The organism is Salinigranum rubrum (genome assembly GCF_002906575.1).
GTDB classification, from domain to species: domain Archaea; phylum Halobacteriota; class Halobacteria; order Halobacteriales; family Haloferacaceae; genus Salinigranum; species Salinigranum rubrum.
On sequence record NZ_CP026310.1, the window covers coordinates 26,712 to 52,246 of the forward strand.

Genomic DNA, 25,535 nt, shown 5'->3' on the forward strand with positions numbered 1-25,535 from the left:
TCGGTCGGGCTGAGATCCACAGGTTGTCAGTGCTTTAACCAACATCGGGTAATCCGCGTGTCTAATGTTGGTTAAAACATCGCTCCTGAAATCAGAGCTCTCGAGCTGGTTTTACGCAGAATCTGTCTTGAGCGCCGTCAACGTCATTCTGACCTACCTCACCGCCCAGTGACGACTGGTGTGTGAGTCGGCTGACCAGCTCGTCACGAACCGTTTCACGACTGACTGTCGTTTCGTGCCGACCGAGCCGCTCGTCGAAATACCGCTTCTGGAACCGTTGGCCGACGTCGTCGGTGACGATGTACTGTGTCCGCTTCACTCCCACAACGCTCGTCGAAACGAACTCGGCTCCGACGTCTTCGTGGGTGAGTTCGACGAGCGCACACAACCACCGAGTTCCAGTATTTCCAGTCAAGCGGCGTCTTCGAGGTGACGTTTGGTGAGTATCGAGAGGAGACGAGGAGGGTCAGCGAACCGAGGAAGCAAGTCATGGATCAGTGAATCAATGATTCAGTGATTTCTATAGTCGATTGAGATACTGCGTAACCAATGAATCGCGAATCTCATCGAGAAACTTGATAGAAAATATATAATTGTCAGACGTGCGGCTTACAACTCGAAAAAGGGGGGTGTTCCTTCGAACGCGCAGTACCAGTGATGGACCGCTGCCAGACGACCAGTCTCTCGATTATGGCATCTCCACGGTCCAGCCGTGGATTTCAGGTGGTCCGTTATGTCTCCGTGTACCCGATGCAACGAGCGAGTTCAGTCCAGAGAGAATGCTGTCTCCCCCCGTTTTCGACTTGTAATAGAACTGGTCCAGTGTATTCACTCCCCCTTTTCGACTTGTAACGGCTTCGTGATGCAAAGAGACCCCCCGTTTTCGACTTGTAATCTATGCCCCCTCAGCGGAGCTGTATTTCCTGATACGTAGCGAATCAGTTGACCGAGGACACCCCCCGTTTTCGAGTAGTAAGGCCAGGCAGGTTCGGCGTGTGTCGCGAGAGGACTTGATCTCAGTTGTCGTTGTGGAACCGCTTCATGTGCTCTCTGACGACAGCACGGATGGGCGCGTCCTCCTTCGCCAGGTCGGTGAATCGAGAGTCTTCCCGAATCGTGCTCATGATCGTCTCCGGAGACTCCGAGAGCGAGAAGTACATGTGGACACCCCGTCCACGACCCTTTCCTCGACGTTCAAAGTCAAGGACACCGTAGGTACTCTGCTCAGTGACGTGGTTAACGAACGTCTCACGGCTGTATCGATCGGCATCCATCGCATCAGCGATGAACTGATACGTTTTAAAAGCGGGTCCGGCAGGAATCCACTCAGGGTTTCCTTTCGTGTAGTATGCAGTGGCAGCGACCGCGTAGATTGAGAGTTTCTTCTGCGTCGAGATACCACTGATATGACGAAGTTTCCGGTTTTCGGTGTACTTTTCCTGCGCTTCACGGACGGCAGGCTCGGTGACTGTATCCGAACCGCGACGTTCGGCGAGTTCACCAGCCCATCTGAGAAGATCGATCGCCTTCCGGGCATCACCGTGCGTCTGCGAGCCGAACGCGGCAACGAGCGGAATCACGTCATCCGCGAGCGAGCCTGGTTTGAACGCGTCTCGACGGTGCATGAGGATACTGCGGAGCTGCGTCGCGTCGTAGTCGTCGAAAAAGATGTCGTCGGGGTTGTACGAACTCTGTGCTCGACTGTTGAGATCCTTCATGAAGTCGGCGTAATTGGTAATCGCCGTGAGCGAAATTGGGCCGTCGAAGTCTGCCAGACCGCGAGCTCGAGAGAGCTGATAGATCAGCGAGTTGTATTCGGCCTCCTGGTATGGACCTTCGAGCATGTCGATCTCGTCGAGAATGAAGATCACACCGTCGTAATACTCTCGCATGAGTTCGTAAAGTCGCTCAAGCTTCTGATCGGTCGAAACGCCCGTCTGCGGAACCCCCGGATCGACCCCCAGGTCGTCAGCGGCGCACTTGACCAGTCGGTAGACCGCACGGTCGGCCGTCTTCGGTCCCTCGCAGTTGATGGAGAGGACGCCGAACGTCTTGCCCTGTGACTCACAGAGTTCGACGATCTGCTTACACACCGCGTGGATGATGAGCGATTTGCCCGTTCCTGACGGTCCGCTCAACAGCATGTCTGGAATCCCTTCCTCGTGAAGAACGGGCTTGAGATTGTCGACGACCCGGCCTAATTGTTCGTCACGTCCGACGATTCGGTCCTCGTCGATGATCGTATCCGAACGGACGAGGTCCTTGTTCGCGAAGACGCCACCGGATGACTCAGTCTGTAGTCGTTCTCGAATCGAGATCCCACCGTCCTCGGTGCCGTTGGCAGAACTATCCACCTCGGTATCGGACTCCTGGTTCGCTCCGAACGTCGTTTGTGACGTCGAGGGGTCCTCCGGCTCTGACCCAGATGTCGAGTCTGCCGGTTCGGTTGAGCCCTCCGAAAAGTCTTCTTGGGACCGGCTGTTCCCAGTAGACTTCGAACTCTCAGGGCGCCCGTCTCGCTCCATAATAAACTCCCTCGGACTCCGAGTATAAAAACCTGGACCCTTTTGGAGTAGTAACTCGGTTGATTCAGTCAGTATACGACCTACAGGCGCAAATCTCTAAATCGTCTCACAAACCGTCATCGGAATCTATCACTCCCCGTTTTCGAGTTGTAACAACCATCGGTACCCGCCGGAATACATACCAGTACGACACATCCACACCCCCCGTTTTCGAGTTGTAAGAACGTGATATCACATATCACGAAGTCGTTCCCCTCACCCCCCGTTTTCGAGATGTAACGGAGCAAGCCGAGGACGAGAGTAGATGCAAGAAGCGTGGTACGTTGGACACGTTGCGTACCAGTCGTCCGTCTGTTGTAGGGCGACTCTCGAAGCCGGGACGATGAAACTCGACCGGCATGAGTCAGACGTCTGCTGGCGTGAACGCGCGTGGACGGCTCCGAGAAGTCGTGTGGATCTCACGAACCCGTTCACCTCGGGGCGGACCAACCCCCGCCCCCCTTTTTCGAGTTGTAAGTCCGCGAGACGGGGGAGGGGGTACTCGGCGGTGAGGTTGGTGAGAGAGTCCGTAAGTACCGGCGTCGGCAGGGAGAAACTCCATGTCCGCGATATTCACGAGTAGAATGACTAGGAGAAAAACTTATTTATGATATATGCGTACCCTACCCGTAGGATCGGACCTGTTTAGATCTAGTCTAGCAAACGCTAGACTAGATCGACAAACGAACCACTCGTGATCCGGAAGGAGCCAATTACTCAAGAACCACCCGTCTGAAACGTCTTCTCGCGGTTCTAACCGAATAGACTCCCCGTCCACTTCTCAACCGCCACCTTCTGTCGTTGGTTTACAACTCGAAAAAGGGGGAGGGGGTTGTTCGTTCCGGGATCGACTTCTGCTCTCGTCGTCTTCCCCGGTTGGATCTGGCGGGCGTCTTCGGCGACGTCGTGAACGTACTCCCGAAGCGTCTCCATGTCCTCCCAGGCGTCTTCGAGCGTTTTCGCCTTAGCCGATGTAGACGACCTCGCGGTCACTTCTTTGGCGTCTCTGTTCGGGCGACTGTGAGTTGATAGTTCTATTCATGGGTCTGGTCGAAGGTCCTCGTTCGAGCACCCCTGCACCCTTCAGGGGGCGAAAAACTGTCATATGTTTGTAGAATGACGACGGAGATGTACTATTAACCAACATCTTCTGCTCTTTGCGAGTCATGTTGGTTAAGATGGGTGGAGACAATCGGATTTCACTCCGCAGATGCTTTGTGCTCTGACACACGGGAGAAACTTCGCATCCCGGAGCGTCTCAACATCCGTTCCGTCTCCGCGGATTGCAAGCACGTCGAGGTCGTACGTGAGTGTGTCAACTCGTTGAGGATCGACATCGATGACGGTGACATCGTGGCTCTTGGACAGTAACTCGGCGATCGTTGAGCCGACCTCGCCGACGCCGACAATCACCACATTCACAAAACGCTCACCCTTCTCGCAGCAATCGTTCCACGAGAGCCGTTCATATCTAGGTACTAGCAGGGGACAACAAATCCGTCTCCGTCCGAACTACTAGCCACTCCTACTCGAGCCATTCACTCTTCCGAAGGCTCGGTTACTGACATATTGGTGGTCCAGCTATATCCTGTCGCTATCCCGTAGTTTCGCTTTTAAATAAAGACGGACGCTCCTTCACTGAATTACGAGACAGCTACTGGTTAGCGACCCGATCATCTCCGGTCGGCTGTCGCTGTGTCGTTAGCTGTTTGTAATACCGATAGAGGGGGAAGAACCGGTCCTCTATTCGCTGTGGGAGGCTCGTCTCGTTTGCATAGACAATCACGGGTATGCCCGCGTCTTCAGCCAATTCAATCACACGGTCGGGCGTGCTGCCAAAGACCCACCGCTTCAGATTCCGTGTCCGGGTCGCACCGATCACCAGTACTCCACCGTTCTCGGCGGCGGTTGAAACCAGTCCTTCGGCGACCGAGCCAGCACTGATATTATGCACCTCTATCGACGCTGTATCTGCGAGTTCAGAGAGAGTTTCCTCGGTATCCTCTGCCGTGCCCCCTTCGCCTGTCGGTGTGACGCTGATGATGTGAAGTTCGGACCCCGCTTTGCCCATCGCATTCACGAGCGAGAGAGCCGCTTCGTGATGAGGGCCGCCCCCAGCCCCGACGTTCACAGTCGAGAGGTCCGTCGGATCCTCGAAACCATTCGCGTAGAGCACGTCACACGGAGCCTCAACCTCGACCTCCTGGGCAATCTGGGGATGTTCCTCCGGATACCCCATCAATATCAGATCCGCCTCGTCGTCGCGGGCTGTCTGTAGGATATCGAACGCAATGTCCCGACAGATGTGCCCCTCGATAGAGTAGTCGACGCCGATTTCCTCATCAGCTAGAGCATCTGTGATCTGTTCGACGCGCCCGTTCGCGTCGTCGACCACCATCTCACTCGGTGTCTGCTCCGGAACGTGGGTGACGTTGACGACCTGAATGACGGGTTGGTTCCCGTAGAACTGACCGAGTGTCGCCGCAAGCTTGACGTGCGTCACCGCGCGGTCGAGTCGACCGACGGGGACGAGGATACGGAACCGATCGCTCTCATCTTCTTCTGTCACTCCGGTTTCCGAACTGGCCGGAGCAGTGTCACCGTTGGTTTCGATCGGAGACCGGGCGGGGACCACTCGCTCGAAGAGTTCTTCGACGTCCGGCGCTCCGCCCCAGATGAGGTATACGGCGACAAGCGACGCCGTCAACAGGAGGCCCACAGCCACCCCGATAGGTGGAAGGTTGTAGATTAGTGCGACGTTAGCGATAATGCCGAGTGCCGGAACGACAGGTACACCGGGCACCCGAAACCCGCGCTCGATATCGGGGTACCGTCGACGTGAATAGACGAGCGCCCCATTGACGACCGCGAGCGGCAACAGCAGGTTGAGTGTCGCAAATCCGGTCAATGCATTCAGTCCAAGAGAGAACTCTTCAATCGCGATGGAGACCCCAACCACACTCGTCTCGATACCGACCTGAATCGGCGCGAGAGCGCCGTGTTCACCCAAGAGCGTGATGAACGCAAGGACGAGCGCGACGATGACACCCGTCGCCGCTGCAGTGCTCCAGAAGGGCGTGCCGTACGTGGGATGGATGTACGATAACCGGCGAGGTGCCTGCCCTTGTCGCCCCATCAGCGAGCCGATTCCCGAAGCGGCGAGGATTGATGCATTCGAGGCCGAAACCATCGAGAAGATCGCCCCGGCGACAATGAGGTAGGTTCCGACAGGGACGCCCGCGATAGAGACCGGAATGAACGCTTGTGCCACCGCCCCCATCGCGGTTTCGCCGAGCTGGAGGATTTGATCCGGCGAACGTGCGAGCCGGTCAGCGACGTTCGTAATATTCACCATCGCCACAATTACGAACGCATAGAGCACTGTCACGGTCAGTATCGAAGCCGCGATTGCCCGTGGAACGGTTTTCCGGGGTTCGATAATTTCGCCGGCGGAGGCTGCAATCGCCGAAAACCCGAAAAACGTGATAAATGCGAGTGCAGCGACAGAAATAGTGCTGATTGGTTCGACCTCGAAACTCCCCGCAAACTCACCGAGTGCCGGACCGACTCCCACGCTGGCGAACATTCCCCCGATGAACAAGAGTAGGACAGCCACCTTTGCAGCGGTGACGACCACTTGGAAGGTCCCCGACTCTTCGGTCCCTCGCGCGTTTAGGGTGCCAAGGAGGATAGCAGTGAGGACGCCGAAGGTTCCGTGGGGAAGAAAGTGAAAGCTCTCGGGGATCAGAAACCGGAAGAACCACTCGTCCATCGTCGCCAAGTAGAACGCTGTCGTCCCGGTGTACCCCAGGAATAGCGACATACCGATGCCGTAGGTCAGCAGATCCCGGTCTTCAAAAGTACGAGACGCGAATAGGTATCCGCCGCCGTTTTCGGAGTAGATCGAGGCGAATTCGGAGTAGCTAGCGGCAGTGATACCGGCGACAATAGCAGCGAGAACGAACGCAAGGACGGCAGTTGAGCCGATCTGAAAGACTGCAATCCCTGAAAGCGAAAAAATGCCTGCTGCGATCATCGTCCCCAATCCGATTGCGAAGGCGACTTTGAAGCCAAGAGTTCGCGTGTGCTCTACCATCCTTGGGGGCTCGGAATTCAATGTTAAAAAGTAACTTCGTTGCAAACTCTCCTGCCCTGTAGACTCGTCCGTTGTATCGTTTGTCTCTTCTGGTCACGGGAATTGAGGTCTTCTCTCTGACGAAACCGATGAGGCCACCTACAATTCAAATATATGAGTGCGACTGGCGAGTCTGTTGGAAATGAGCTTGATAGAGATATCGGGCTCATTGGGGCGCTATCGTTGGGTGTCGGTACAATGATTGCCGCCGGCATCTTCCTGCTATCTGGCCTAGGCGTTATTGACATCCTCTCCACGCAAAAGCGCGAGGATTCCTCCGTTGGGGGTTCGGCTACCAGCCAACGGAGGCAACTTGTGGGTTCGTACGCATTTCTTTGGGACTGTCGTGAGAGTGTGGTTTCCCCAACCAATCGCGGTCGTCCCACTCGAATCGCACGAGCCGTGCCATCGGTCTGAGTTCGCAATCGCTGTGTTCCCGAAGGAACGTCTCTGACGTCGTGAGATCGGCGTGCCCCTCGAATCTACACGGGCAGATCGGGGACGATCACATGATGGGTCGTCACCAGGTTCGGGAGCACCCGAATCCACCACAACGCAGATTCGCCAGGACCGTGCAACATGATGATCGGTGGGCCATCACCACCTTCAGGCACCGCGGTCAAAACGCCAGCGAGCTGGAGGTGTCTCTCCGTGGCGGGGAGCTCGGCCAGCAGCCGAGCCCGGTCAATATTATTGGTTTCAACAGACAAGTTATCACTTCGTCCCAATGGCGATGTTCACCGGGTTGTTCAACACAGCAGGGCCGCTTCCTCCAGCCCGCTCACGCAGCTTGGCATCCAGCGACTTCTGGACCGCGGCTGTCTGTTCCGTCGTTAGATCGGCGACCATCTCCGCCCCAATCGGATTGCTGGCGGTCACCCAGTCCCACATCTGCGCACCGGATTCGAACTGCAACCGATGGTTCGTGGTCTCTATGCGGATATCTGTCAATCCTGAATCAACAAGTTTCTCGCGCAGTGTCTCGGGATCCGATACCTGGAACGGTAACGGCGGCGGATCCATCGGGAGGCCGACGAAACCGGGGACGACGGATTTGACTGCCTCGAGGAAGAACCCGAGGAACTCGATCTCGGATGGCGGCCCCATCGTGACGAGTAACACGCGACCACCGGGCTTGGTAACACGCGCCAGTTCGCTCAGCCCCTGTGAAAGGTCGGGAAACAGCATGACGCCGAACTGTGAGCCGGCGACGTCGAAGGTGTCATCCTCGAGGTCAAGGTCCTGCCCATCCATGACATGGGCCTCCAGGTTAGGGAGTTCTTCTTCACGCGCCCGTGCTTCGAGCCGCTCGACCATGGCAGGAGAAATGTCCGTAGCCACCACTTCTGCGCCTGCACGAGCCGCGGGAATGCTCAACGCACCACTCCCGGCCGCGACATCCAGCACCCGCATGTCCCGGCGGAGCCCTACTAGCTGGAGGGCCTCCTCCGCGATGGGTATGTTCGATGGCGTGACGAACTCGTCAAACGCCGGTGCGATTTCGGTCCATGCGTCCCGGGTCTCCGCTCGTTCGGCCATGATACTTCGCATCCCGGTACGCCCGCTGGTTGTATGTAAATTCCTAGTGAAATATTTCTCCTCGTGAAGAAGATATCAGTTATCCAGATAGAACGGGAGTGAGGCTTGGCCCGGTGGATGGCCGCGAGTACCCGATTCGATCCCTGATCCCCGGAAATTACTGGTAGACGAGCGCACGGCCACCATCAGCCAAGACGATAGCTACGAGTGAGGGTCCGATGAGACGAGTGTCTCGGACGCCTGGGGCTCGACCGGTCTCGCCTCGTCGCGGACGCGTTCGAAGGTCGAAATGGCCCACTCTCGGGCCGCCGGGTCGTCCGTATCGATAACCGCGGTCAGGGCCCCAGTTTCCGGATCGTGACAGCAAATGCCGGCGCGGTCGTCGACGATGCCCAGCCCGCACCGGGATCTGTCGGGGAGCGCGTCGTGGACGTACACGCGGCAGTGTTCACAGGAGGCGGCCTCCATGACACGTTCGGGGTTCCAAGCGAACGTCTGCTCGAGCGCGGTCGGCGAGTAGACGTATTCGAGTTCCATCCCGTCGAGAACGGCCTGGCAGACCGTCTCGTTGTTGATCGATTTGAACACAATACTGTCGAACCCCCGCATTCGAGTGGTTCCCTCGATCAGGTGGGTCAGGCGCTCGATCGGTTCGTACGGGTAGCCCGGTCCGGGGTAGGAGACCACCGCATCGGCGAAGAGGTCAACGGAGAACCCCTCCATCTCTCGGGGGAGCCATTGCCAGACGTCGCGCAGTTTGCGCTCGATTTCCATCGCTTCTCGGAAATCGAGAAACCGTTCGGCCACGAACTCGCCCAGTGGTGTCAGTTCGTAGGTGGGCCCGTCCCGGACGACCCATCGGCGGTCTTCGAAGTCAGAGAGAATCCGACTCATAGTCGGTGTCGAGGCTCCCGTCGCAGCACGAAGCTCCCGCCGTTCACGGACACCAGCGGTCAGTTCCTCCAGTACACCAACGCGGTGGTTCGATCGGGCGAGAAAGTCGATCTCTTCGATGGCTGCACCCATGATGTGTGTACGTGTGCCACAGTATAATGGATATCGACGCTCGTATTCCATGTCATGGTTGTCATCCAGTGCGTGTTGGTCGTTCCCCTGTGATCGACCGCTCCGTCTCACCCAGCACCTCGATCACAGATGAAGGCCATCGAAACCGGCGACAGGTCGTGCGTTGATGACGTACCCGCCAGCGGCCTGCGAGCGTAGCCACTCGCGGACGTACCGTTCCGCGGTGTCAGTCTCCTCGGCCAGTCCGCCCGACGTGAGCGGACTCGCCTTGTCGAACGTCTCGTACAGACCGAGTTCGTCGCCGATGACGACCAGTGGTGCAGCCGCCGTCGCGCCGATATCGTTGAGGCTGTCTGTATCTGTTGATTCAGGAATCGGAATCCATCTGAGCCGGGACCGTGAACCCACAAACGGGTAGTACTGATATGCGAACGAATTAGACGCTCATATTGGCCATACTGTCCTGGCTACAATTTGTTCGCTCGTGTGTCCTCGAACAGTGAGGTCGATTTCCACAGATATCGCAGAGAAGCTCGGGCTGTCGTCAAGTACAGTTCGACCCCGCCTTAACAAACTGGAGGAGAGTGGGATTATCCGAGGAGATCACATCGATATCGATTATGACCGGTGAACGGAACGTCTACGTGAACGCCATCGAGAAGGACCACGACGACCTCAATCGGATCAGTAAACAACTGGACGCAGTCGGCCTCAAGATCGTCGACGAACAACCGATACGCGACGAGTACGTCTGTCCATACCACGGGTTTTTAGACGAAAGTGAAGAGTTGAACGCTCAACGTAGAAACAATCAGTAAATGAACGCTGTTGAGGGTACACGAGAGAGTCTTTATCAGAACCATGACAATGTCGCCCCCGACTAGCGTTACGAAGTAACCGATCTACTCCTACGGTATCATCGGAACCCAGCGGGTCGACTGAGACGCAAACCACTTAGTCCGTGGGTTGCGGCACAAGATAGCATGAGGGACTCCGAACGAACGGTGTCAGATCGGGATCATGAACACCCTTCTAACAACGACATCCCCGTCACCGGTGAGGTTGTCCCGGATCTGTTCTCCTCCGATCAGGTGTTCCAACGGATCGTCGCCGACGCGGACCACGAGATCACGTCGGGCCTTCGCGAACTCTTCTTCGCCGCTGTCGCCGGCGGGTTCGCGATCACGATCACCTATCTGCTGTACGCCTCGATGTCTGCCGCGACCGAAAGCGCACTCGCCGCCGTCCTGTTGTACCCGATCGGCTTCATCTACATCATCATCGGCGGCTACCAGTTGTACACCGAGAACACGCTCCCGCCGGTGGCGCTGACACTGGAACGCCTGGCCAGCGTTCCCGCGCTCTTTCGACACTGGCTGGTCGTGCTCGCGGGCAACTTCACCGGCGGGGCGATCGGTGCCGTCGTGCTCGCCTACGGGGGAGTCTTCAGCCCCGAGGCGGCGGCAGTCGCCGTCGACCTCGCCGAAAAGGGCATCGAGACGCCGGTGACAGCCCTCTTTTTCAAAGCTGCCTTCGCCGGCCTGATCGTCGCGGGTGTCGTCTGGATGAACTTCGCGGCTCGTGACACCGTCTCTCGGGTTCTCATCGTGTACCTCGCCTTCCTGGCGATACCGCTCGGAAACCTCTTTCACGTCGTCGTCTCGTTCACCGAGTCCGTCTATCTGATGCTCGTCGGCGGCCCGGGGATGATCACGGCGCTGACGGAGTTCGTCCTCCCGGTGCTGCTCGGTAACACACTCGGCGGTATCGTGCTGGTCACCATCGTCAACTACTATCAGACCAGCGAGCGGCGTCTCGAGATCGAACGGTTCGAGCACGTTCGTCGCCTCTCGACGAGGGAGTGGGTGCTCGGCAGTCTCGCGGGCCGGTCGTACGTACCGGTCGTCGACACGCTCGGGGAGTTCGTCCGCGACCCCGACTCCTTCCGAATCCTGGTTCCGGTTGCGAACCCGCGAACGGAGGCCCCGATCATCGAGTTTGCCTGCGCGCTCGCGAGCGGTCACGAGAAGAGTACGGTTCACGCGGTTCACATCGTCCAGATCCCCTCTCGGATACCGATGGAATCCGACGGCCGCCACGGCCACGGCCGGATCACTCGCGAGTCGGCCCGCCTCATGGCGGACATCGAACGGCGCGTCGAGGGATACGACGTCGAGTTCGAGACCTCGACGATCGTCTCTTCACGCTCCTTCGAGGAGGTGTTCGACCGCGCGCGCCGGACTCGACCCGACCTCGTCGTGATCGGGTGGGGCGACCATCGACTGTGGAACGCCGCCCGCGCCGAACGTCCCCTCGACGAGCTGACCAACCGCTTGCCTTGTGACTTCCTCGTCATCAAAAACGGGGAACTTGACACCTCTCGCGTGCTGTTGCCGACGGCCGGTGGGCCCGACTCGGATCTCTCGGCCGAGATCGCACGGACGCTCCAGTCGACGACCGACGCCGAGGTGTCGTTGCTCCACGTCGTCGACTCCGGCGAGCGTGAAGCCGGCGAAGCGTTCCTCACCGAGTGGGCGACCGAGCGGGGTCTCGGTGACGCGACACTGCTCGTCGACGACTCCCGCGACGTCGAGGCGGCGATCGAGCATGCGGCTGCCGATCACACGCTCGTGCTCATCGGTGCGACAGAGCGGGGGCTTCTCTCGCGTCTCGTCACGGATTCGTTGCACCTCGACGTCATCAACGAGGTCGACGCCTCCGTGGTACTGGCAGAACGCCCCTCCGATCGACCGTTGAGAGATCGGCTGTTCGGACGCGGTCGACGCGAGAAGCGGGGACAGTCGTGACTGTCTGCTGTCGAACGCTGCACCACCCCCTTTGGTACTGATCGACCGTCGTGTCATTTTGACCTCATTATTCCCTGAGTAGACGGTCACCAACACGACTGAGGACGACGGTCGACCGACCTCGAAGCGAGTGCAGTGGCGGCTCTATTCAGTTCTTCCACGAGTATTCGGGAAGGTCCAGCACCAGAACCAATACAGGCCAAAACAGACAGTAGTGACGAAGGAGATGTCAGTGCGCTCGCTCGGTCTACTGTTGTCTCTCGTTCTCCTTTCGACAGCCGTGTACACCACACCCGTCGGTGACCTGCACACAGACGAGAGACGAGAAGCCCTGACACCCGAGGAGACGGCCCTCGTCAGTCCCGACGGGACGAACAGTTATGTATGGCCATACACCAGTCGCAGCCAATCTGTGTCGGGGCGAACGCTAGCGCTCAATGTCGTCGTACTCGGTGATTCAGAGCAGGTACGACGAGTTCTCGTCACCAGATCGGATGCGAATTGGAGCGCGACTAACCGGAACACTCCTGTTCGAATCTCTCCGTGGCGACGAGCACACGGTTCTGTCCGATACACGTACCTGTCCCCCGATCGGAACGCATCGGGGCGATGGATACCCGCAGATTACCAGCTACACGTGGGGACGTACTTCGGACAGCGAACCCATCTCAGGGCCTACTCCAGTCGCTCCGGGAACTGGACTGCGTTGCAAACGCACACCGAGTATTGGGACTGGTTTCGGGTGCGTCACACGGTCACCGGCGTGGCTGCTGGTGCTCGGTTCGTTGAGCACGACCTGCGCGATGAACCGTTCGTTACGAGAGTCACGCGGACCCACCATGGGCATCGCGGTGGAGGGAGCGGTGGCTGGTGGACCGTTATCGGGCTTGCCCCGGCACTCGTTTTGGTTGGCAGCGCTGCTCGGCTGAGCGATCAGTGGAGCCTCGAAGACGTCGCACTACCTGGTGCGCTTCTCGGCGTCGTCCTTGGAGTCCGTGGATGGGGTCTCGCGGCCGAAACCGTGTTCCCCGGCGTGACGCCGAAGTTGTTCGTCGTAATCGGTTATCCGATATTAGCAGTCACCCCGCCAGTTCTCGTTACAGTCCTCGCGGCCGACCGACCGGCCAAACGCGTCGTTTCACTCACGGCTTCCGGATTCGCCACAGGGATCGTCTTAGATATGGCACTCGTCGGTGTCAGACGCGTCCCGACACGACTTGCCTATCATCGCGTGGCACTGGTCGCAGCACTCGTCGTTGTCGCGTTCGGTTCAGCACGTGGCCACAGACGTCTCAACCTCGTCGGCGTCGTGGCATGGTTGAGTTTGCTCGTTGCGTCCCTCCTAGGAGTCGTGTGACGGGGTCAGTCAGCCGTTCGATACACCACCACCCCGTCGTTTTCGTACACTCGTGTCCACGACGGCGACCGTTCGAACGACCGCTCGAGGGTCCCGAACTGGGCGGCCGATTTCCCACGTATCGTGTACTGACCCTTTGGAAGATACACGTACTCCGGCGAGGCGTCGATCGATGTCGTCACTGATTCGACACAGGCAGCACTCTGACACCGCGAGACAGCTTCGTAGGCGGCCAACTGCCGTTCGTATGGCCCCGAACCACGCCATTCGACACCCCACGGCCCGATCAAGAGCGTGCGGTCCGTGAGCGCTGGGAGCCACTCAGCGGCGTCACCGACGACGACGAACGTGGCATCCGGCGGCGTCTCGGAGGCGATCCACGTCATCGCGTCGAGTGATTCCGAGTCCAAGAACTCTGGCGTCGAAGGGTCGGTCGTGAGCGTCATTTCGTGAGCGAGATACGCTCCACCGCTGGTAATTCCGACGAGGAGACAAGCCCCAACGAGAATCGTCCTGGCGTCGACAGTCGTTGCGACTCGCGTATCGACCGACTGAACTCGATTCCCGAGATCGACGGCGACAGCAGCTAAGACGAGTGCACCCGTCGTGAAGACGAACCGTGGCTGTGCGAACAACAGTTCGGCAGTAACGGTCCATCCGAGGAGGAAGACGTCCCGGCGTACGATGTACAGATACACTGCACCGAGGATCGGGAGAAGTGCAAACGATACGCCGTCGAGGATGGTCGCGACGCCACCCCCGACACCGCCATGTGTGCCGCCCGCAGCGACAAATACGTCGAGCCCATGCGTCGTGACCACCCACACGAGCCAGGGGGACGCGATTGCGAGACCACCGAACCCGACGACCGCTCCACGAACGAACCCCGCCACGGAGCGATCACGAGCCATCCACAGGGATAGATAACTCACGACGACGAACAGCGCGTACGTCGGGTGTGCGAGCAGCGTCGCACCGAAAGCAACGACCCCGAGGCCAATCGCACGTTTCGATCCCGTCTCGAACACGCGATAGCCGGCATAGATGGCGGTCAGCGCGTACAGGAAGGCGAACGCGCGAACGACACCGCCGGCCGAGAGATGCCATTGGACCAGTTGGGGGTTCATCGCCACGGCGACACTCGCCGCTGTCCCTGCGGGTCGCGACCCCGTGTACTCGCGAGCGAAGAGGTACATCGGCACGAGTGACGCCAGCATTCCGACCGACGGGAGCAAACGCGCCACTGTCACAGGATCGGCACCGAGGTCGAGCAGGGCGGCAAGCACGTAATACTGCAGTGGCGGATAGGCAAACGGAACACCATCCGCGGTGTATCCCGGTATTCGTGGTGGCAGACCGTACCCGTGGGAGCTAATCTGCTCGGCAATCTGTGTGTAGAGCCCGGCACCGTAGGCTGGATACGGATTGGTCGCGAGGTAGACAACTACAGTAAGAAGTCCTGCTCCAAGGCCGAGTCCGAGCCAGGGGAGATCAGCACGGTCGATCGGACGGACAGGTGTGATTCCCTCCGTGAGTGGGGATGAGCGTTCGTCCGAGACGCCAGCTGGCATACCCCTCTCAGTCATCGTCGTTTCGCCTCCAGTGGGAGCCGGAGTTGCACCTGACCGCCCCACCAGCGGTACTCGAGTACGGTCCACGAAACGAGGCTACTGAGGAGGATCACAAGCGCACCCATTTCGAGGAGGCCGACCCACCGTGGGAACAGGTACGATATCGCGTTAGCGATCTTCGGCGGGGGCCGAACTGCGAGCGCTCCCTCGCTTGAACCGTCTGTTGATGTGACCTGCCGCGAGGAGAGTTCAAGCGAGGCAGTACTCTCGCCGCCGGTACTCTCGTCGCCCGTGCCGAGGCGTTCCGCTTCGTACGGAAAACCAATCGAGGCAGTCCAGACGATTTCCCCTTCGCGATCGATTTCGAGGACTCGGTCGCCGTTGGAGTCGGTGATAAGTGTATGTCCGTTCGGGAGGCGGTCGGCGTCCCGGGGCCACTGAAGTCGGTCGTCGGTCCACGTCCAAGACTGGACCCACTTTCCTTCGTCGCGTTGATACTCCACGACGCGTCCGTTCTCCGAGTCCGCAACCAGAAGTGCCGGTCCCCACGTTCTGGCGGAATGTAATCCGGGTTGTGCTGCTCGTAGAGGGTCTCGTGGTCGCCGTCGCTTCCGAGCGTCCACTCCTCGCGCAGGCCACGCTCGGTATCGATGAAAACGACCTGATCCTGATTCCGAAGGCTCACCATGACCGTCTCTCGGCCATCGATTTGGACGTATTCGACATCGTTGAGGTGAGTCCAGTCTTCGGGGAACGGACCGCCACTCTCGACATCGTAATCGGTCTGTGCGTCCCACTCCCACGCGACCAACTCGGTCGTCGTGTTGACGATGAAGACCCGGTCCCGCGCGATATCGGCGATCAAGAGTCGGTCCTCGTCGATCCGGTCGACGTCGTGCCACCGGGTCGAGTGTTTGCTAGGCGTAACTCGACTGTACACGGTCGCTCGTTCGCCGGTGGTGAGATTGACTCGCTGAACCCCATTGCGCGTACAGACCGTTCCGTCACACTCCTCGGAGTCGAGATGGTCCGCGAAGACGAACTCGACGGTCGCGTTGGTCCCTGCGACGGGGTCGACGTCCCAGTACCGCGTATGCTCGTTCTCGTAGTAGTAGATGCTCCCATCAGGTGCAAACGCGACGAGTTCTGCTTGCGCCCGCGGTGCGTCGTTCTCGTCGGTGACGAACGCGTTCGAGTCGGTTGCGACGACTGTCGTGGACTCACGTGGGGCGACGACGGGAGTTCGGTCTCCGTTCCGAAACGCCTGCTCGACCGACGGATCTCCTGTCACACGATTGTTTGTCCGATCGGCCTCCACGTAACCGATGGCCAGGGCTGCCGCGGAACAGAGGACAAGGAGTGCGAGTATGACGCGGGCGGTTCGCTTCGGGGGACCCATGACCGAACAAGTGACCACCGCTGTGTAAAATCTACTGGGTCGTTCTACTCCGACGCGTTCGCTGTCGTACCACGAGGAGCGTACAGGCGAGCCAGAGTATCAGGCTGGCTTCGACGCCGTGGATCCCCACATCAATCCCGTATCTGACCGCTGTTATCGGTACAGCCACGGGACACCACTGGCAGTGAACGAATCCACGATGAGATGCGAACCGTAGCCGAGCGTGACGGCCGTCGAGAACAGAGAGAGAGACGATGGGTGTGGTCGCGAACGTCGCCACGACCAGATAGAAACGACGACCACAGCGCCACACAGCGGCGTATGCGTGATCCCACGATGAACGAGTGGGAACGACCAAGCCGGTGCGAACAGCAGGTCGATGTCCGGAAAAATCGCACCAACGACACCAACAATCGGGGCGGGCTCTCGCATGACCGAGACGATGGTGTAACCGATCATCGCGTGGGTCAACACGGCGAACAGCACGTACAGACGGTGGTCGAAACCGGCCCCGTGTACCGACACGGTCGTCGTTCGATCCGTGGTCGTATGAAGCCTCGCCAGACCCCGCTTGAGGACACCACTTCGGTCGTGGGAACTTCCCAGTCACAATCGATTTATGAATAGATATCCGAGTGACGACCTAGTAAGTGATTAACAGATGACCCTCCCTGATACCCCCCGTCGGGCAATCCTCGGCGCTCTCGGTAGCGGTATGGTTGCGCTCACGGGAGGGTGTCTGCGTCGCGTGCGGTCGCTCACGGGGTGGAACTCTGCCCAGCAAGTCCAGCTTCGAATCAAGACGGTTCCCGATGACGCCGATCCGTACGCGCTGCAACTTGCGCGCACAGTCGCCGATTGGTTCCGGACTGCTGGCATCGACACTGGAGTCGTCCCGATGTCCGAACAGGAACTGCACCGTCAGACGCTGTTGGGTAACGATTTCGACCTGTTCGTGATGCGTCTTCCGCCCCGGTTCCGCGACCCGGACGGGCTGTACACGCTCCTTCACTCACGGTTTGCGGAAGACCCTGGCTGGCAGAACCCGTTCGGGTACGCGAATATCGACGTTGACGAGTTCCTCGAGACCCAGCGTCGAACCAACGGTACACGCCGTCGAGAGGCCCTCAGACGGCTACAGATGACGGTCACCCGGACGCAACCATTTACACTGCTGACCGTCCCTGACGACATCCGGGCTGTTCGAACGACTAACTATACGAACTGGCGGGCGGCCAACCTCAGTTCTCCACTCGGCTATCTCCTGCTCGAACGAGCGTCTAGCGTCGATGAGGAGGACGGGACGCTCCGAGTCGCTGTCACGGACCGGCGGGCGACGATGAACCTGAATCCACTCTCTGTCGAATTCCGACGGACTGGTGCTCTGACCGGTCTGTTGTACGACCCACTCGGGTACGTATTCGAGAATCGGTTGACACCGTGGCTCGCCGAGACCTGGGAGTTCTCCGAAACGAATCCACCTACCGCTCGAGTCACGCTCAGGGACGGGGTATCGTGGCACGATGGCGAACCACTCACCGCAGACGACGTGGCGTTCACGTACCGGTTACTCGCGGACACGACTCTGAACTCGAGGGGGGACGAGGAGTCTGCCCCGTTCCCGTCGCCACGATACCGCGGTCGGAGTAGCCTCGTCGCAGACGGCGAGGTCATCGACGACACGACCGTGGAAGTGCAGTTCGATGACGTAACGCCGAGTGTCGCCCGTCGGGCGTTTACGATTCCGATTCTTCCGAAGCACATCTGGCAGGACCGAACGGATCCGGCATCGCTCGCCGGCATAAATGTCGGGTCAGTCACCGACGTTCTCGTTACGAATAACATCCCACCAGTCGGGAGCGGCCCGCTCAAGTTCGTTCGAAACACACCCGAGAGGAGGTCGTTCTCGAACGGTTCGACGACCACTTCTTACATCGGGGGACGGACCGACCAGTGGTCTCCCTGACCAGGTCAGTGACGTTGCATTCGACACGCTGTCCGTACGGGTCGCCGGGTCTGACGTCACGGCTGCTGAGATGGTGGCTGATGATACCGCCGACGCGACCGGGACCCCCGTGGGAGCGGACGCTATCCCTCGTATCGGTCGCAGTCCTGACTCAGAACTTCTCATACAGCAATCTCACTCGTCGTACATCCTGGGCTATAATACGCGCAAGCAACACCTCAGTAATCCGCGATTTCGCCATACGCTCGCCAGATTGATCGATGGGGAGTATATTGCAGACACCGTCATCGATGGATACGGACAGCCCGCAGTCGGCCCGCTCTGGGGCACTGAGTGGTACCCGGCGGAACTCGAATGGGCAGAGGACAACCCTCTCGCGGGATTTCTCGGAAACGACGGGGAACTTCATACCGATCGGGTCCGGGATGCGTTCCGTGAGGCGGGGTACCGGTACGACGGCAGCAAGCTCATCGGAGGGAGAGCGTGACGCTACTACAGGTCGTGTTGCAGGTGGTAGCCGTGGTCGTCGCTCTTCACGTAATCGGGCTGTACGTTTTCACCTCCGTTCGAGACGGCCGAACTGCGCTTCGAACCGCCCGAACGAACGCTCGTCGCGTCGCCCCGGCAGCAATGGTTCTCGGCGTCGTCCTCGTCGCGAACGGCCTCATCCGGGACGCCGGCGTTCAGCTCTCTTGGCTCATCGGGATCAACATCACCAGAGACATTTATGCGGTTGAAGGGGAATTCGTCGCTACTGTACAGTCCTTTGCGACACCAGAACTGACGGCATTTTTCAGTTTCATGTACGTTTTCGGCTACGCGTTTTTGTTGACGTTTCCCGTTATCATGTACGTGTTCCACGAGGACAGAGTGCCGCTGATGACAACCATCGTGGCCTACAGTCTGAACTATGGACTGGGGCTCGTGTGCTACGTGGCGTTCATCGCTTACGGTCCACGGAATTTCATGCCTGAACTCGTCGACTCGCTCTTGTATGCGAGTTGGCCGCAGGCACAGCTTCTGACCAGCCAGGTGAACGTCAACACCAACGTTTTTCCATCCCTCCACACCTCGCTGGCGGCGACGGTTACCATCATCGCCTATCGGTTTCGGGAGCCCCACAGCCGGTGGGTACCGATCGCAGTGTTCTTCGCAACTTCAATTGGGCTCTCGACGATGTATCTCGGGATTCACTGGCTGATCGACGTCGTTGCGGGGGTGGTCGTGGCCATCATAAGCGTCGCCGCGGCGTTACGGATAACGGAAAAAAGCACGTCTGGTCCTCACCAGCTGGTCAGTCTACGGATGACGATCAACCGCTGGTTGAAGAATATCAACCGATAGAACATCATACCAAGCCGTAGTAATCATGATCGTGGAGATACCTCACTCGATGGGTTTCTTGGGTGTCTTTCGTTATTCCGAGCATCGGAGTCGTTGTCGGCTCCGCTCTGGCCGCGATTCCAGCTGTCGTCGGCGTCGTAATTGGGAAACGACTTCGTACTAATCCTCCAGCAGTGGCGTCGAGGGGTCGTCCTCGGTCTGGTTACCGTCGTCGGAATCCGATTAGTGTTGAGTGGTCTCTGAGACCGACTGCGTGCTTTCTGCCATGGAAGGCCAGCTCGGACGAGAGATGCAACACGCGTTCGAAGACGACGGAATCAACCTGGTCACGGGCACCGACTTCCAGCGCATCCGAACAGCAACGCCCGCCGGCGGGAGCGGTACGATCCAGTCGGGCGTCGCCGTCGAAACAACCGTCGAAGGCACCGAGCGGACAGTCACCGGCGACGCGCTGTTCGTCTCGACCGGTGTCCAGCCGAACAGTGAGGGCATCGGCCTGGAAGCGGTGGGGGTCGAAACGAACCCCGACGGGACGATCCACGTCAACGAACACTTCCAGACAACCAATCCCGACATCTACGCGGCTGGCGACGTGATCGGCGTGCCGGAACTGGAGACCGTCGCCGCCAAGGAAGGCAACCACGCCGTCAAGAACGCCTTCGGCAACGAGGGTGTCACCATCGACTACGACACGGTGCCAGCGGTCGTCTTCACGAGCCCTGAGGTCGCAACTGTCGGCACGACTGAGCTGGAGTACATGGAGGAACACGGGACCTGTTCGTGTCGGACCGTTCAGATGGAGGATGTCCCACGAGCGAAAGCGGTCGCAAACACAGACGGGCTCGTTCAGGTCGTGAGACACCACGAGACCGACGAGATCGTCGGGGTCCATATGGTCGGTCCCCGTGCAGCCGACATGATCATGGAAGCAACGCTAGCGGTGAAGTTCGGTCTGACAGTCGACGACATCATCGACACCGTCCACCCGTTCCCGACCTTCAGTGAGGCACTCAAACACGCCTGTCAGGCGTTCCGTCGCGATACCTCGATGATGAGCTGTTGCGTCGAGTGAATCCCCGGACGGAACCCTCGTGACATTCGGCCCTTTCCTCGTGTAATCAAACTGTATCGACGCTCGTGTGATGACATTTCAGATCCGCGACGGTGTTTTAATACAACCCCGCCTGTGCTCAAGTGAGACTCGATGCTGGAACTCTATCGGCTCCCTGGTTGTCCGTACTGTGCGAAGGTGGTGCGTATACTCGACGGGTTTGATCTGGAATACAAGACTCATAACGTCCTGCCCTTCCGGTTCCTCCGATTCGAGGTGAAATCGGTGAGTGGGCAGTCCGGTGTTCCGGTTCTCGTCGATTCCGAACATGGAATCGAGGGAATGGCCGAGAGTGACGACGTCGTCGGTTATCTCGAAAAGACGTACAGCTGACGTGGCCACCGGTTCTTGTCGAATAGTATATCCGGAGACAGCATCGGCCGGGGCGGCCTGATGATTCGAACGGAGGTCGTATTTGTCATTGCTGCGCTCACACTCGCTGGACTCTGGCACTCTCTTCGGCGTCGGAATATGGTTGTCTCTCCCGCGATAATCGCTGCGGTGATTCCGTGGTTCGTTGCTGTCGGGGCGGGCGTCGCGTTCGTCCGGTCGATGAATGGTGTCGGTTCGTCTGGCTCGTCTTTCCAAAGTCCGATGGTGTACCTAACGGTGGGTACGTTCGTCGCCACTGTCTGGCTCGTCTTCGACGTACTCGATGTTCAAGATCGGCCACGGTGGACCGCGGTCTCCGGTGGCGTCCACGAGTTTTTTCCTCAACACTCGACGCAGTCCCATTGTTATCCGTTGAGTCCTTGAGTACTATCCCCAAATCCTGCACGTCGATGGCCCGAATGCTATTATTCGGATGATATTTGGATGGAGAACCCAACAAAAATTAAGAGGAGACCAAGGTAGCCCACCCAGTTGAGGTCTCGTCGAGAATCGGCAGAGAGTGCACAGTAAGACGAGCGACTATTCTAGCGAGAATACAAAACAGCCCGGCAAGCATGATGTATCCCGGCCACCGGGAGGTGTTTTCAGTCGGACCAACGTCTCTCCCAGACACGTTCAGACGATTGTACTGTAGTATCTAACAACTTTCGAGAGGAATACGGTTCTCAGAGTATTCAGCCCAACAGCCGCTCCCGGATGGACCGAGCGTGCGGCCGTTCGGCGAGTAATACTGCCGTGTCGAGATCGTCGAGTACGGACAGCGTAAGCGATCCGCCGACGATTCGGGAGAGTAAGCCCCGTTCCGTTGCTCCGACGATCACCAGCGTTCGCCCAGTCGCTGCGTTCCCGATCGCGGTTTCAATGTCTCCTGTCTCAACCAGCAGTTCGACCTCGTCGAGTTCGTGGTCAGTAACCCATTCTTCGAGGAATTCTCGCCCCGTCGTTGAGTCGTCAGCCACATGGAGAACCGCGACATTCGCACCGACCGTCTCCTGAAGTGCCCGTGCGACCTCTGCAGACAGATCCGATGAGTGACCGCCTGCTGTCGGTAGGAGGATCTCGGTCGGATCGAATCCCCGCTCGTCGAGAACGAGAACGTCACACGGCAGCTCGTGGATCAACTCGTCGAGTCTCCCTTCGGCGCGGCCCCCAGCGAGATGCGTTCCTCGATGACCCATAATGAGTCTGTCGACGTTGTGGCTCCGAGCCGCATCAAACACCTCGTCAAGCCCTTGATGCGAGAGGATCGTCCGTGTCTCGATTGGTACCCCGAGGTCGTCGGCGTCCGCACGGGCGTCGGCAAGTAGCTGGTCTGAGGTCTCAGAAATACGCCTGCGCTGGTCGGCGGCCGCGGCCAGCGAGGTCTGGTCCGGTACTTGGATCACGTGAGTCGCGAGAAGTCGACCGCCCTCGTGCTTCGCGAGCGCTGCTGCGAGAGCGACGAGTGCGTGTTCTGTCCGGGGGTTCGATAACGCCACCATCGTCGTTGGGGCGTCTGAGTCTCTCCCCGCCCCGTTTGGTGCGACGGTGGCCGCTACGTCGACGACGGACGGGGGCAGTTCTCCCTCACGATCCAGAATGTATCGACCGAGGTGACCCTGCCTGTCTGTTTGGCGGCGTGCGTACGCGAAGTACCATACCACCGCAACGGTCACGAACACTGCCGACAGCGCCAGTTCCCGCTGGCCAACGAACGCCAGCAGTCCGACCGAGAGACCCATCCCGAGAATAGGAGTGAGAGGATACAACGGGACGGAAAACGCCGGATCGTAGTCGGGGTCGGTCTCTCGGAACACGATGAGTGCGGCGTTCATCAGCGCGTAGACGACCAGATGGAGGACACTCGCTGCTTTTGCGAGCACCTCGATGTCCTGCCCCAAGAGCGCGATGAACACGACGATCATCGCCCCAGTCAGGACGATTGACCGGTACGGTGTCGCGTACGAGGGGTGAATCTGGTTGAGCCAGTTGGTGACGATCCGGTCTCGACCCATCGCGAAGTTGATCCGCGCCGAGGCGAGGATGGAGGCGTTCGCACTGGAGGCCGTCGCCAGCAGCGCACCGAGCGTCACGACGGTGACGGCGACGCCGGCGAGTCCACCGGGGAAGGCGGCCTGAGTGGCCTGAGTGAGCGGTGCCGTCTGGCTGAGATCGGGCCACGGGACCACGCCAAGCATGATGCTCACGAGGATGGCGTAGACGACCGTCACGATGGCCACGCTCCCGATGACGGCAAGCGGCAGATTCCGCCCTGGGTTCTTCAGCTCCTCGGCGACGGTCGCGATCTTCGCGTAGCCGAGGAACGAGACGAAGATCAGCGCCGTTCCGGGGAGGATCGCGCCGTACCCGAGGGGTGCGAGCCCGCCGTCGCCGAGCAGTGTCCTGAGGTCGAATGAGAGCCATCCCTGGATCGCGAACAGCGCCAGAATCAACAGCAGGACCGTCACGATGACCGTCTGGACGCCGCCGGTCTCCTTGGCACCGATGTAGTTGACCCCGACGAAAACGACGCCGGCGAGGAGCGCCCCCACCTGGATATCCGAGAGGAAAAGGACGCTTGGAATCGGGAGCAGCGTCGTGAGGTACTGGCCGAAGCCGATGCTGTAGAACGCCGATGCGAACGCCAGCCCTATCCAATCGCCGAGGCCGGCGATCGACCCGAAGAGCGGGCCCAGGGCCCGGTTGACGTAGTAGTACCCACCGCCAGCTTTCGGCATCGCCGTCCCGAGTTCGGACACCGACAGCGCGTTGACCATCGCGATCAGCCCGCCGATCACGAACGAGACGACGACCACGGGTCCTGCAGTACTGGCTGCGACCCCTGGGAGCACGAAGATTCCGGCCCCAATCATGGTGCCGATCCCGATGGTCAGTGCCGAGATCAGTCCGAGGTCCTTTGCGAGTTCCTCGTCGCCCATCAGGTGCCCTCTACGTCGGGACGCTTCGTCCGCTGAATCGAATCCAATACGTGAGGCTGCTCCTCTGCGAGCGATAGCACGGGGAGTTCCGGATCGTTAACGAGACGTGCAGTTGTGTTGCCGGTGAGCAGACGAGCCAGTCGCCCGCTCCCCCGCGAACGAAAGATGATCACCGTCGCTTCGACCGCATCTGCCGTCTCGACGATCGTCTCGGCGACGTCAGCGCCGAACACGATTCGTGTGTCGACGATCACGCGCCCGTCGAGTCGCGACTCAAACACCGAGAGAAACTCCCGAGCGTCGTCTCGACGTTTCTCCATGGGCGCTTTGTTGACGGCACCAGGTCTCGTTTCGATCACGTGGATCAGCGTCGCCCGGTGAATCTCGTCGAGATAGGGCTCAAGCGCTGCCGCCGTCTCCACAACGTCCTCGTCATTCGCGACGGGGACGGCTACGTGCCGAAGTACAACCATTCCGTCAGCCCCCCTCGTCGAGTGCGACCGGGAAGTTGACCGGAAACCGTCCCTGGCCGTTTCCAGTTCGTGTTGTTTCGTACTGCCGTCTCACGCGGAGATTTGAAAGAATCCCGATCACTGGTCTATCTCGGGATTGGCGACTGATTTCGATGCTGACCATGTGAGCCGCTGGTTGCGAGAGAGTATAATTACTCCGGTTTAATTTGACTTTTCGTGATATATGGGGTAATAATTTCTAATTTCGAATTAGCTTGTTCCGGGATGATTTATACTGGTGACTATCTAAACCGTGAACGGTCTGAACTCTACTATCTACCTGAATGACGGAGGCAGTGCAATGATGAGTTACGACTACAATCCGGTCCCCTTCAGTCGCTTTGTTTGGAGTGGTTCCATCTACACTCACAGTAGCAGGTGAGGAATGCATTACACGGGGTGTTCTCCTCGTGGGAGGGCCAACCTACGAGATCCCCGCAAACTCGAGGAGGAATCTCACACCAGTTTGAATCACGGTCAGTGCGGTTTCGTGTGTGTGACGGAGAAGAGCCGCACTCGAGCCGATGCTTATGCCTATGAGGAGGGCTGCAAATTGGTTTCCGACCCGCTGCAGGTCGTTCATGAGCAAGAGAACAAGGAGCCCACCACCGGCGAGTGTGATTGCAATTCCGGCGGCGAATCCGAGGAGATTGAATACCGGATCCGACGCTACCGAGAGAAACGGGTACGGCAATGTGATCAGTCCGGTCCACGTCAGCAGTGTCCCCAAGAGGACGTAACCGAGGAGGAGCGGGACAATCAAAATGATGCCATTCCGTCCCAGGCGAATTGCGATCCCCGCCGCGCGCTCTAAACATTCCGCGACGCGACCCGTCCAAGTTCTAGGGGCTCCCAATTCGACATTATCGCTCCATCGGTGAGAGACGTGGAGA

Annotated in this window: 18 protein-coding genes and 5 pseudogenes; 8 read left to right on the plus strand and 15 right to left on the minus strand. The window is 59.0% G+C overall.

From position 1 onward, the window contains the following. Positions 1-91 precede the first annotated feature (91 nt). The 9 genes and pseudogenes from C2R22_RS21175 to C2R22_RS26575 form a co-directional block, all read right to left on the minus strand. Entirely contained in the window at positions 92-388 is a 297-nt protein-coding gene (locus C2R22_RS21175) for a hypothetical protein (RefSeq protein ID WP_394342399.1), read from the minus strand. Positions 389-1,016: 628 nt separating this feature from the next. Further along, on the minus strand, positions 1,017-2,525 hold the full coding sequence (locus tag C2R22_RS21180; RefSeq protein WP_245903068.1) for an AAA family ATPase: 1,509 nt from the start codon (positions 2,523-2,525) through the stop codon (positions 1,017-1,019). A gap of 912 nt (positions 2,526-3,437) precedes the next feature. Then, a pseudogene (locus C2R22_RS27705) lies at positions 3,438-3,572 on the minus strand (DUF7389 domain-containing protein); the annotation flags it as partial. Positions 3,573-3,806: 234 nt separating this feature from the next. Next, positions 3,807-3,986 (minus strand): annotated as a pseudogene (locus C2R22_RS21190) (NAD-binding protein); the annotation flags it as partial. 232 nt (positions 3,987-4,218) lie between these two features. Beyond that, complete coding sequence (locus C2R22_RS21195) at positions 4,219-6,660, minus strand: amino acid permease (protein ID WP_103427796.1); 2,442 nt, start codon at positions 6,658-6,660, stop codon at positions 4,219-4,221. Positions 6,661-6,991: 331 nt separating this feature from the next. Then, positions 6,992-7,192: pseudogene (locus C2R22_RS21200) on the minus strand (IS200/IS605 family transposon protein TnpB); the annotation flags it as partial. Between the two features lie 221 nt (positions 7,193-7,413). Next, positions 7,414-8,238 (minus strand): class I SAM-dependent methyltransferase, encoded by an 825-nt coding sequence (locus C2R22_RS21210; RefSeq protein WP_103427954.1) that lies wholly within the window; start codon positions 8,236-8,238, stop codon positions 7,414-7,416. A gap of 201 nt (positions 8,239-8,439) precedes the next feature. After that, positions 8,440-9,264, minus strand: coding sequence for a helix-turn-helix transcriptional regulator (locus tag C2R22_RS21215; RefSeq protein WP_103427797.1), 825 nt, complete (start codon positions 9,262-9,264; stop codon positions 8,440-8,442). Between the two features lie 123 nt (positions 9,265-9,387). Next, positions 9,388-9,672 (minus strand): hypothetical protein, encoded by a 285-nt coding sequence (locus C2R22_RS26575; RefSeq protein WP_245903069.1) that lies wholly within the window; start codon positions 9,670-9,672, stop codon positions 9,388-9,390. A gap of 55 nt (positions 9,673-9,727) precedes the next feature. On the opposite strand from C2R22_RS26575, the pseudogene C2R22_RS27205 reads away from it, so the two are divergent. The 3 genes and pseudogenes from C2R22_RS27205 to C2R22_RS25320 all read left to right on the plus strand — a co-directional run bounded on the left by C2R22_RS27205 (position 9,728) and on the right by C2R22_RS25320 (position 13,428). After that, a pseudogene (locus C2R22_RS27205) lies at positions 9,728-10,082 on the plus strand (Lrp/AsnC family transcriptional regulator). A 165-nt stretch (positions 10,083-10,247) separates the two neighbouring features. Continuing rightward, on the plus strand, positions 10,248-12,071 hold the full coding sequence (locus C2R22_RS21230; RefSeq protein WP_103427798.1) for a formate/nitrite transporter family protein: 1,824 nt from the start codon (positions 10,248-10,250) through the stop codon (positions 12,069-12,071). Positions 12,072-12,708: 637 nt separating this feature from the next. Beyond that, positions 12,709-13,428, plus strand: coding sequence for a hypothetical protein (locus tag C2R22_RS25320; RefSeq protein WP_216824870.1), 720 nt, complete (start codon positions 12,709-12,711; stop codon positions 13,426-13,428). Between the two features lie 5 nt (positions 13,429-13,433). Here C2R22_RS25320 and C2R22_RS21235 read toward each other — a convergent pair whose 3' ends face one another. From C2R22_RS21235 to C2R22_RS27585, 3 genes are all read right to left on the minus strand, one after another. Then, entirely contained in the window at positions 13,434-15,062 is a 1,629-nt protein-coding gene (locus tag C2R22_RS21235) for a glycosyltransferase family 39 protein (protein ID WP_245903072.1), read from the minus strand. Between the two features lie 46 nt (positions 15,063-15,108). Next, positions 15,109-16,290, minus strand: coding sequence for an aryl-sulfate sulfotransferase (locus C2R22_RS21240; RefSeq protein ID WP_245903073.1), 1,182 nt, complete (start codon positions 16,288-16,290; stop codon positions 15,109-15,111). A gap of 261 nt (positions 16,291-16,551) precedes the next feature. Beyond that, positions 16,552-16,857: a metal-dependent hydrolase gene (locus C2R22_RS27585; RefSeq protein ID WP_394342403.1), complete on the minus strand. Its 306-nt coding sequence runs from the start codon at positions 16,855-16,857 to the stop codon at positions 16,552-16,554. 880 nt (positions 16,858-17,737) lie between these two features. Between C2R22_RS27585 and C2R22_RS27065 the strand changes: the two genes are divergently transcribed. From C2R22_RS27065 to C2R22_RS21270, 5 genes and pseudogenes are all read left to right on the plus strand, one after another. Next, complete coding sequence (locus C2R22_RS27065) at positions 17,738-18,364, plus strand: ABC transporter substrate-binding protein (RefSeq protein ID WP_281259299.1); 627 nt, start codon at positions 17,738-17,740, stop codon at positions 18,362-18,364. Between the two features lie 70 nt (positions 18,365-18,434). Further along, positions 18,435-18,851: an ABC transporter substrate-binding protein gene (locus C2R22_RS27070; protein WP_281259296.1), complete on the plus strand. Its 417-nt coding sequence runs from the start codon at positions 18,435-18,437 to the stop codon at positions 18,849-18,851. Then, positions 18,848-19,708 (plus strand): phosphatase PAP2 family protein, encoded by an 861-nt coding sequence (locus C2R22_RS21260; protein WP_103427803.1) that lies wholly within the window; start codon positions 18,848-18,850, stop codon positions 19,706-19,708. The genes C2R22_RS27070 and C2R22_RS21260 overlap by 4 nt, the downstream gene beginning before the upstream one ends. Before the next feature lie 247 nt (positions 19,709-19,955). Then, a pseudogene (locus C2R22_RS21265) lies at positions 19,956-20,780 on the plus strand (FAD-dependent oxidoreductase); the annotation flags it as partial. 132 nt (positions 20,781-20,912) lie between these two features. Continuing rightward, positions 20,913-21,152 carry a glutaredoxin domain-containing protein gene (locus C2R22_RS21270; protein WP_103427804.1) on the plus strand — a complete coding sequence of 80 codons (240 nt, stop codon included), beginning with the start codon at positions 20,913-20,915 and terminating at the stop codon, positions 21,150-21,152. Positions 21,153-21,886: 734 nt separating this feature from the next. On the opposite strand, the gene C2R22_RS21275 is transcribed toward C2R22_RS21270, so the two are convergent. From C2R22_RS21275 to C2R22_RS21285, 3 genes are all read right to left on the minus strand, one after another. Then, positions 21,887-24,130 (minus strand): amino acid permease, encoded by a 2,244-nt coding sequence (locus C2R22_RS21275; RefSeq protein ID WP_103427805.1) that lies wholly within the window; start codon positions 24,128-24,130, stop codon positions 21,887-21,889. After that, positions 24,130-24,603: a universal stress protein gene (locus tag C2R22_RS21280; protein ID WP_103427806.1), complete on the minus strand. Its 474-nt coding sequence runs from the start codon at positions 24,601-24,603 to the stop codon at positions 24,130-24,132. Before C2R22_RS21280 ends, C2R22_RS21275 begins: the two co-directional genes overlap by 1 nt. Positions 24,604-25,066: 463 nt before the next feature. Beyond that, positions 25,067-25,405 carry a hypothetical protein gene (locus C2R22_RS21285; RefSeq protein WP_103427807.1) on the minus strand — a complete coding sequence of 113 codons (339 nt, stop codon included), beginning with the start codon at positions 25,403-25,405 and terminating at the stop codon, positions 25,067-25,069. Positions 25,406-25,535 lie beyond the last annotated feature (130 nt).

Excerpts from the sequence above, each read along its gene's own strand:
- C2R22_RS27070 (WP_281259296.1), top strand. The coding sequence starts at position 18,435 with ATGGTGGCTGATGATACCGCCGACGCGACCGGGACCCCCGTGGGAGCG.
- C2R22_RS27585 (WP_394342403.1), bottom strand. The coding sequence starts at position 16,857 with ATGATCGGTTACACCATCGTCTCGGTCATGCGAGAGCCCGCCCCGATT.
- C2R22_RS21280 (WP_103427806.1), bottom strand. The coding sequence starts at position 24,603 with ATGGTTGTACTTCGGCACGTAGCCGTCCCCGTCGCGAATGACGAGGAC.
- C2R22_RS21210 (WP_103427954.1), bottom strand. The coding sequence starts at position 8,238 with ATGGCCGAACGAGCGGAGACCCGGGACGCATGGACCGAAATCGCACCG.
- C2R22_RS21215 (WP_103427797.1), bottom strand. The coding sequence starts at position 9,264 with ATGGGTGCAGCCATCGAAGAGATCGACTTTCTCGCCCGATCGAACCAC.
- C2R22_RS21180 (WP_245903068.1), bottom strand. The coding sequence starts at position 2,525 with ATGGAGCGAGACGGGCGCCCTGAGAGTTCGAAGTCTACTGGGAACAGC.
- C2R22_RS21275 (WP_103427805.1), bottom strand. The coding sequence starts at position 24,130 with ATGGGCGACGAGGAACTCGCAAAGGACCTCGGACTGATCTCGGCACTG.
- C2R22_RS27065 (WP_281259299.1), top strand. The coding sequence starts at position 17,738 with ATGAACCTGAATCCACTCTCTGTCGAATTCCGACGGACTGGTGCTCTG.
- C2R22_RS21195 (WP_103427796.1), bottom strand. The coding sequence starts at position 6,660 with ATGGTAGAGCACACGCGAACTCTTGGCTTCAAAGTCGCCTTCGCAATC.
- C2R22_RS21230 (WP_103427798.1), top strand. The coding sequence starts at position 10,248 with ATGAGGGACTCCGAACGAACGGTGTCAGATCGGGATCATGAACACCCT.
- C2R22_RS21270 (WP_103427804.1), top strand. The coding sequence starts at position 20,913 with ATGCTGGAACTCTATCGGCTCCCTGGTTGTCCGTACTGTGCGAAGGTG.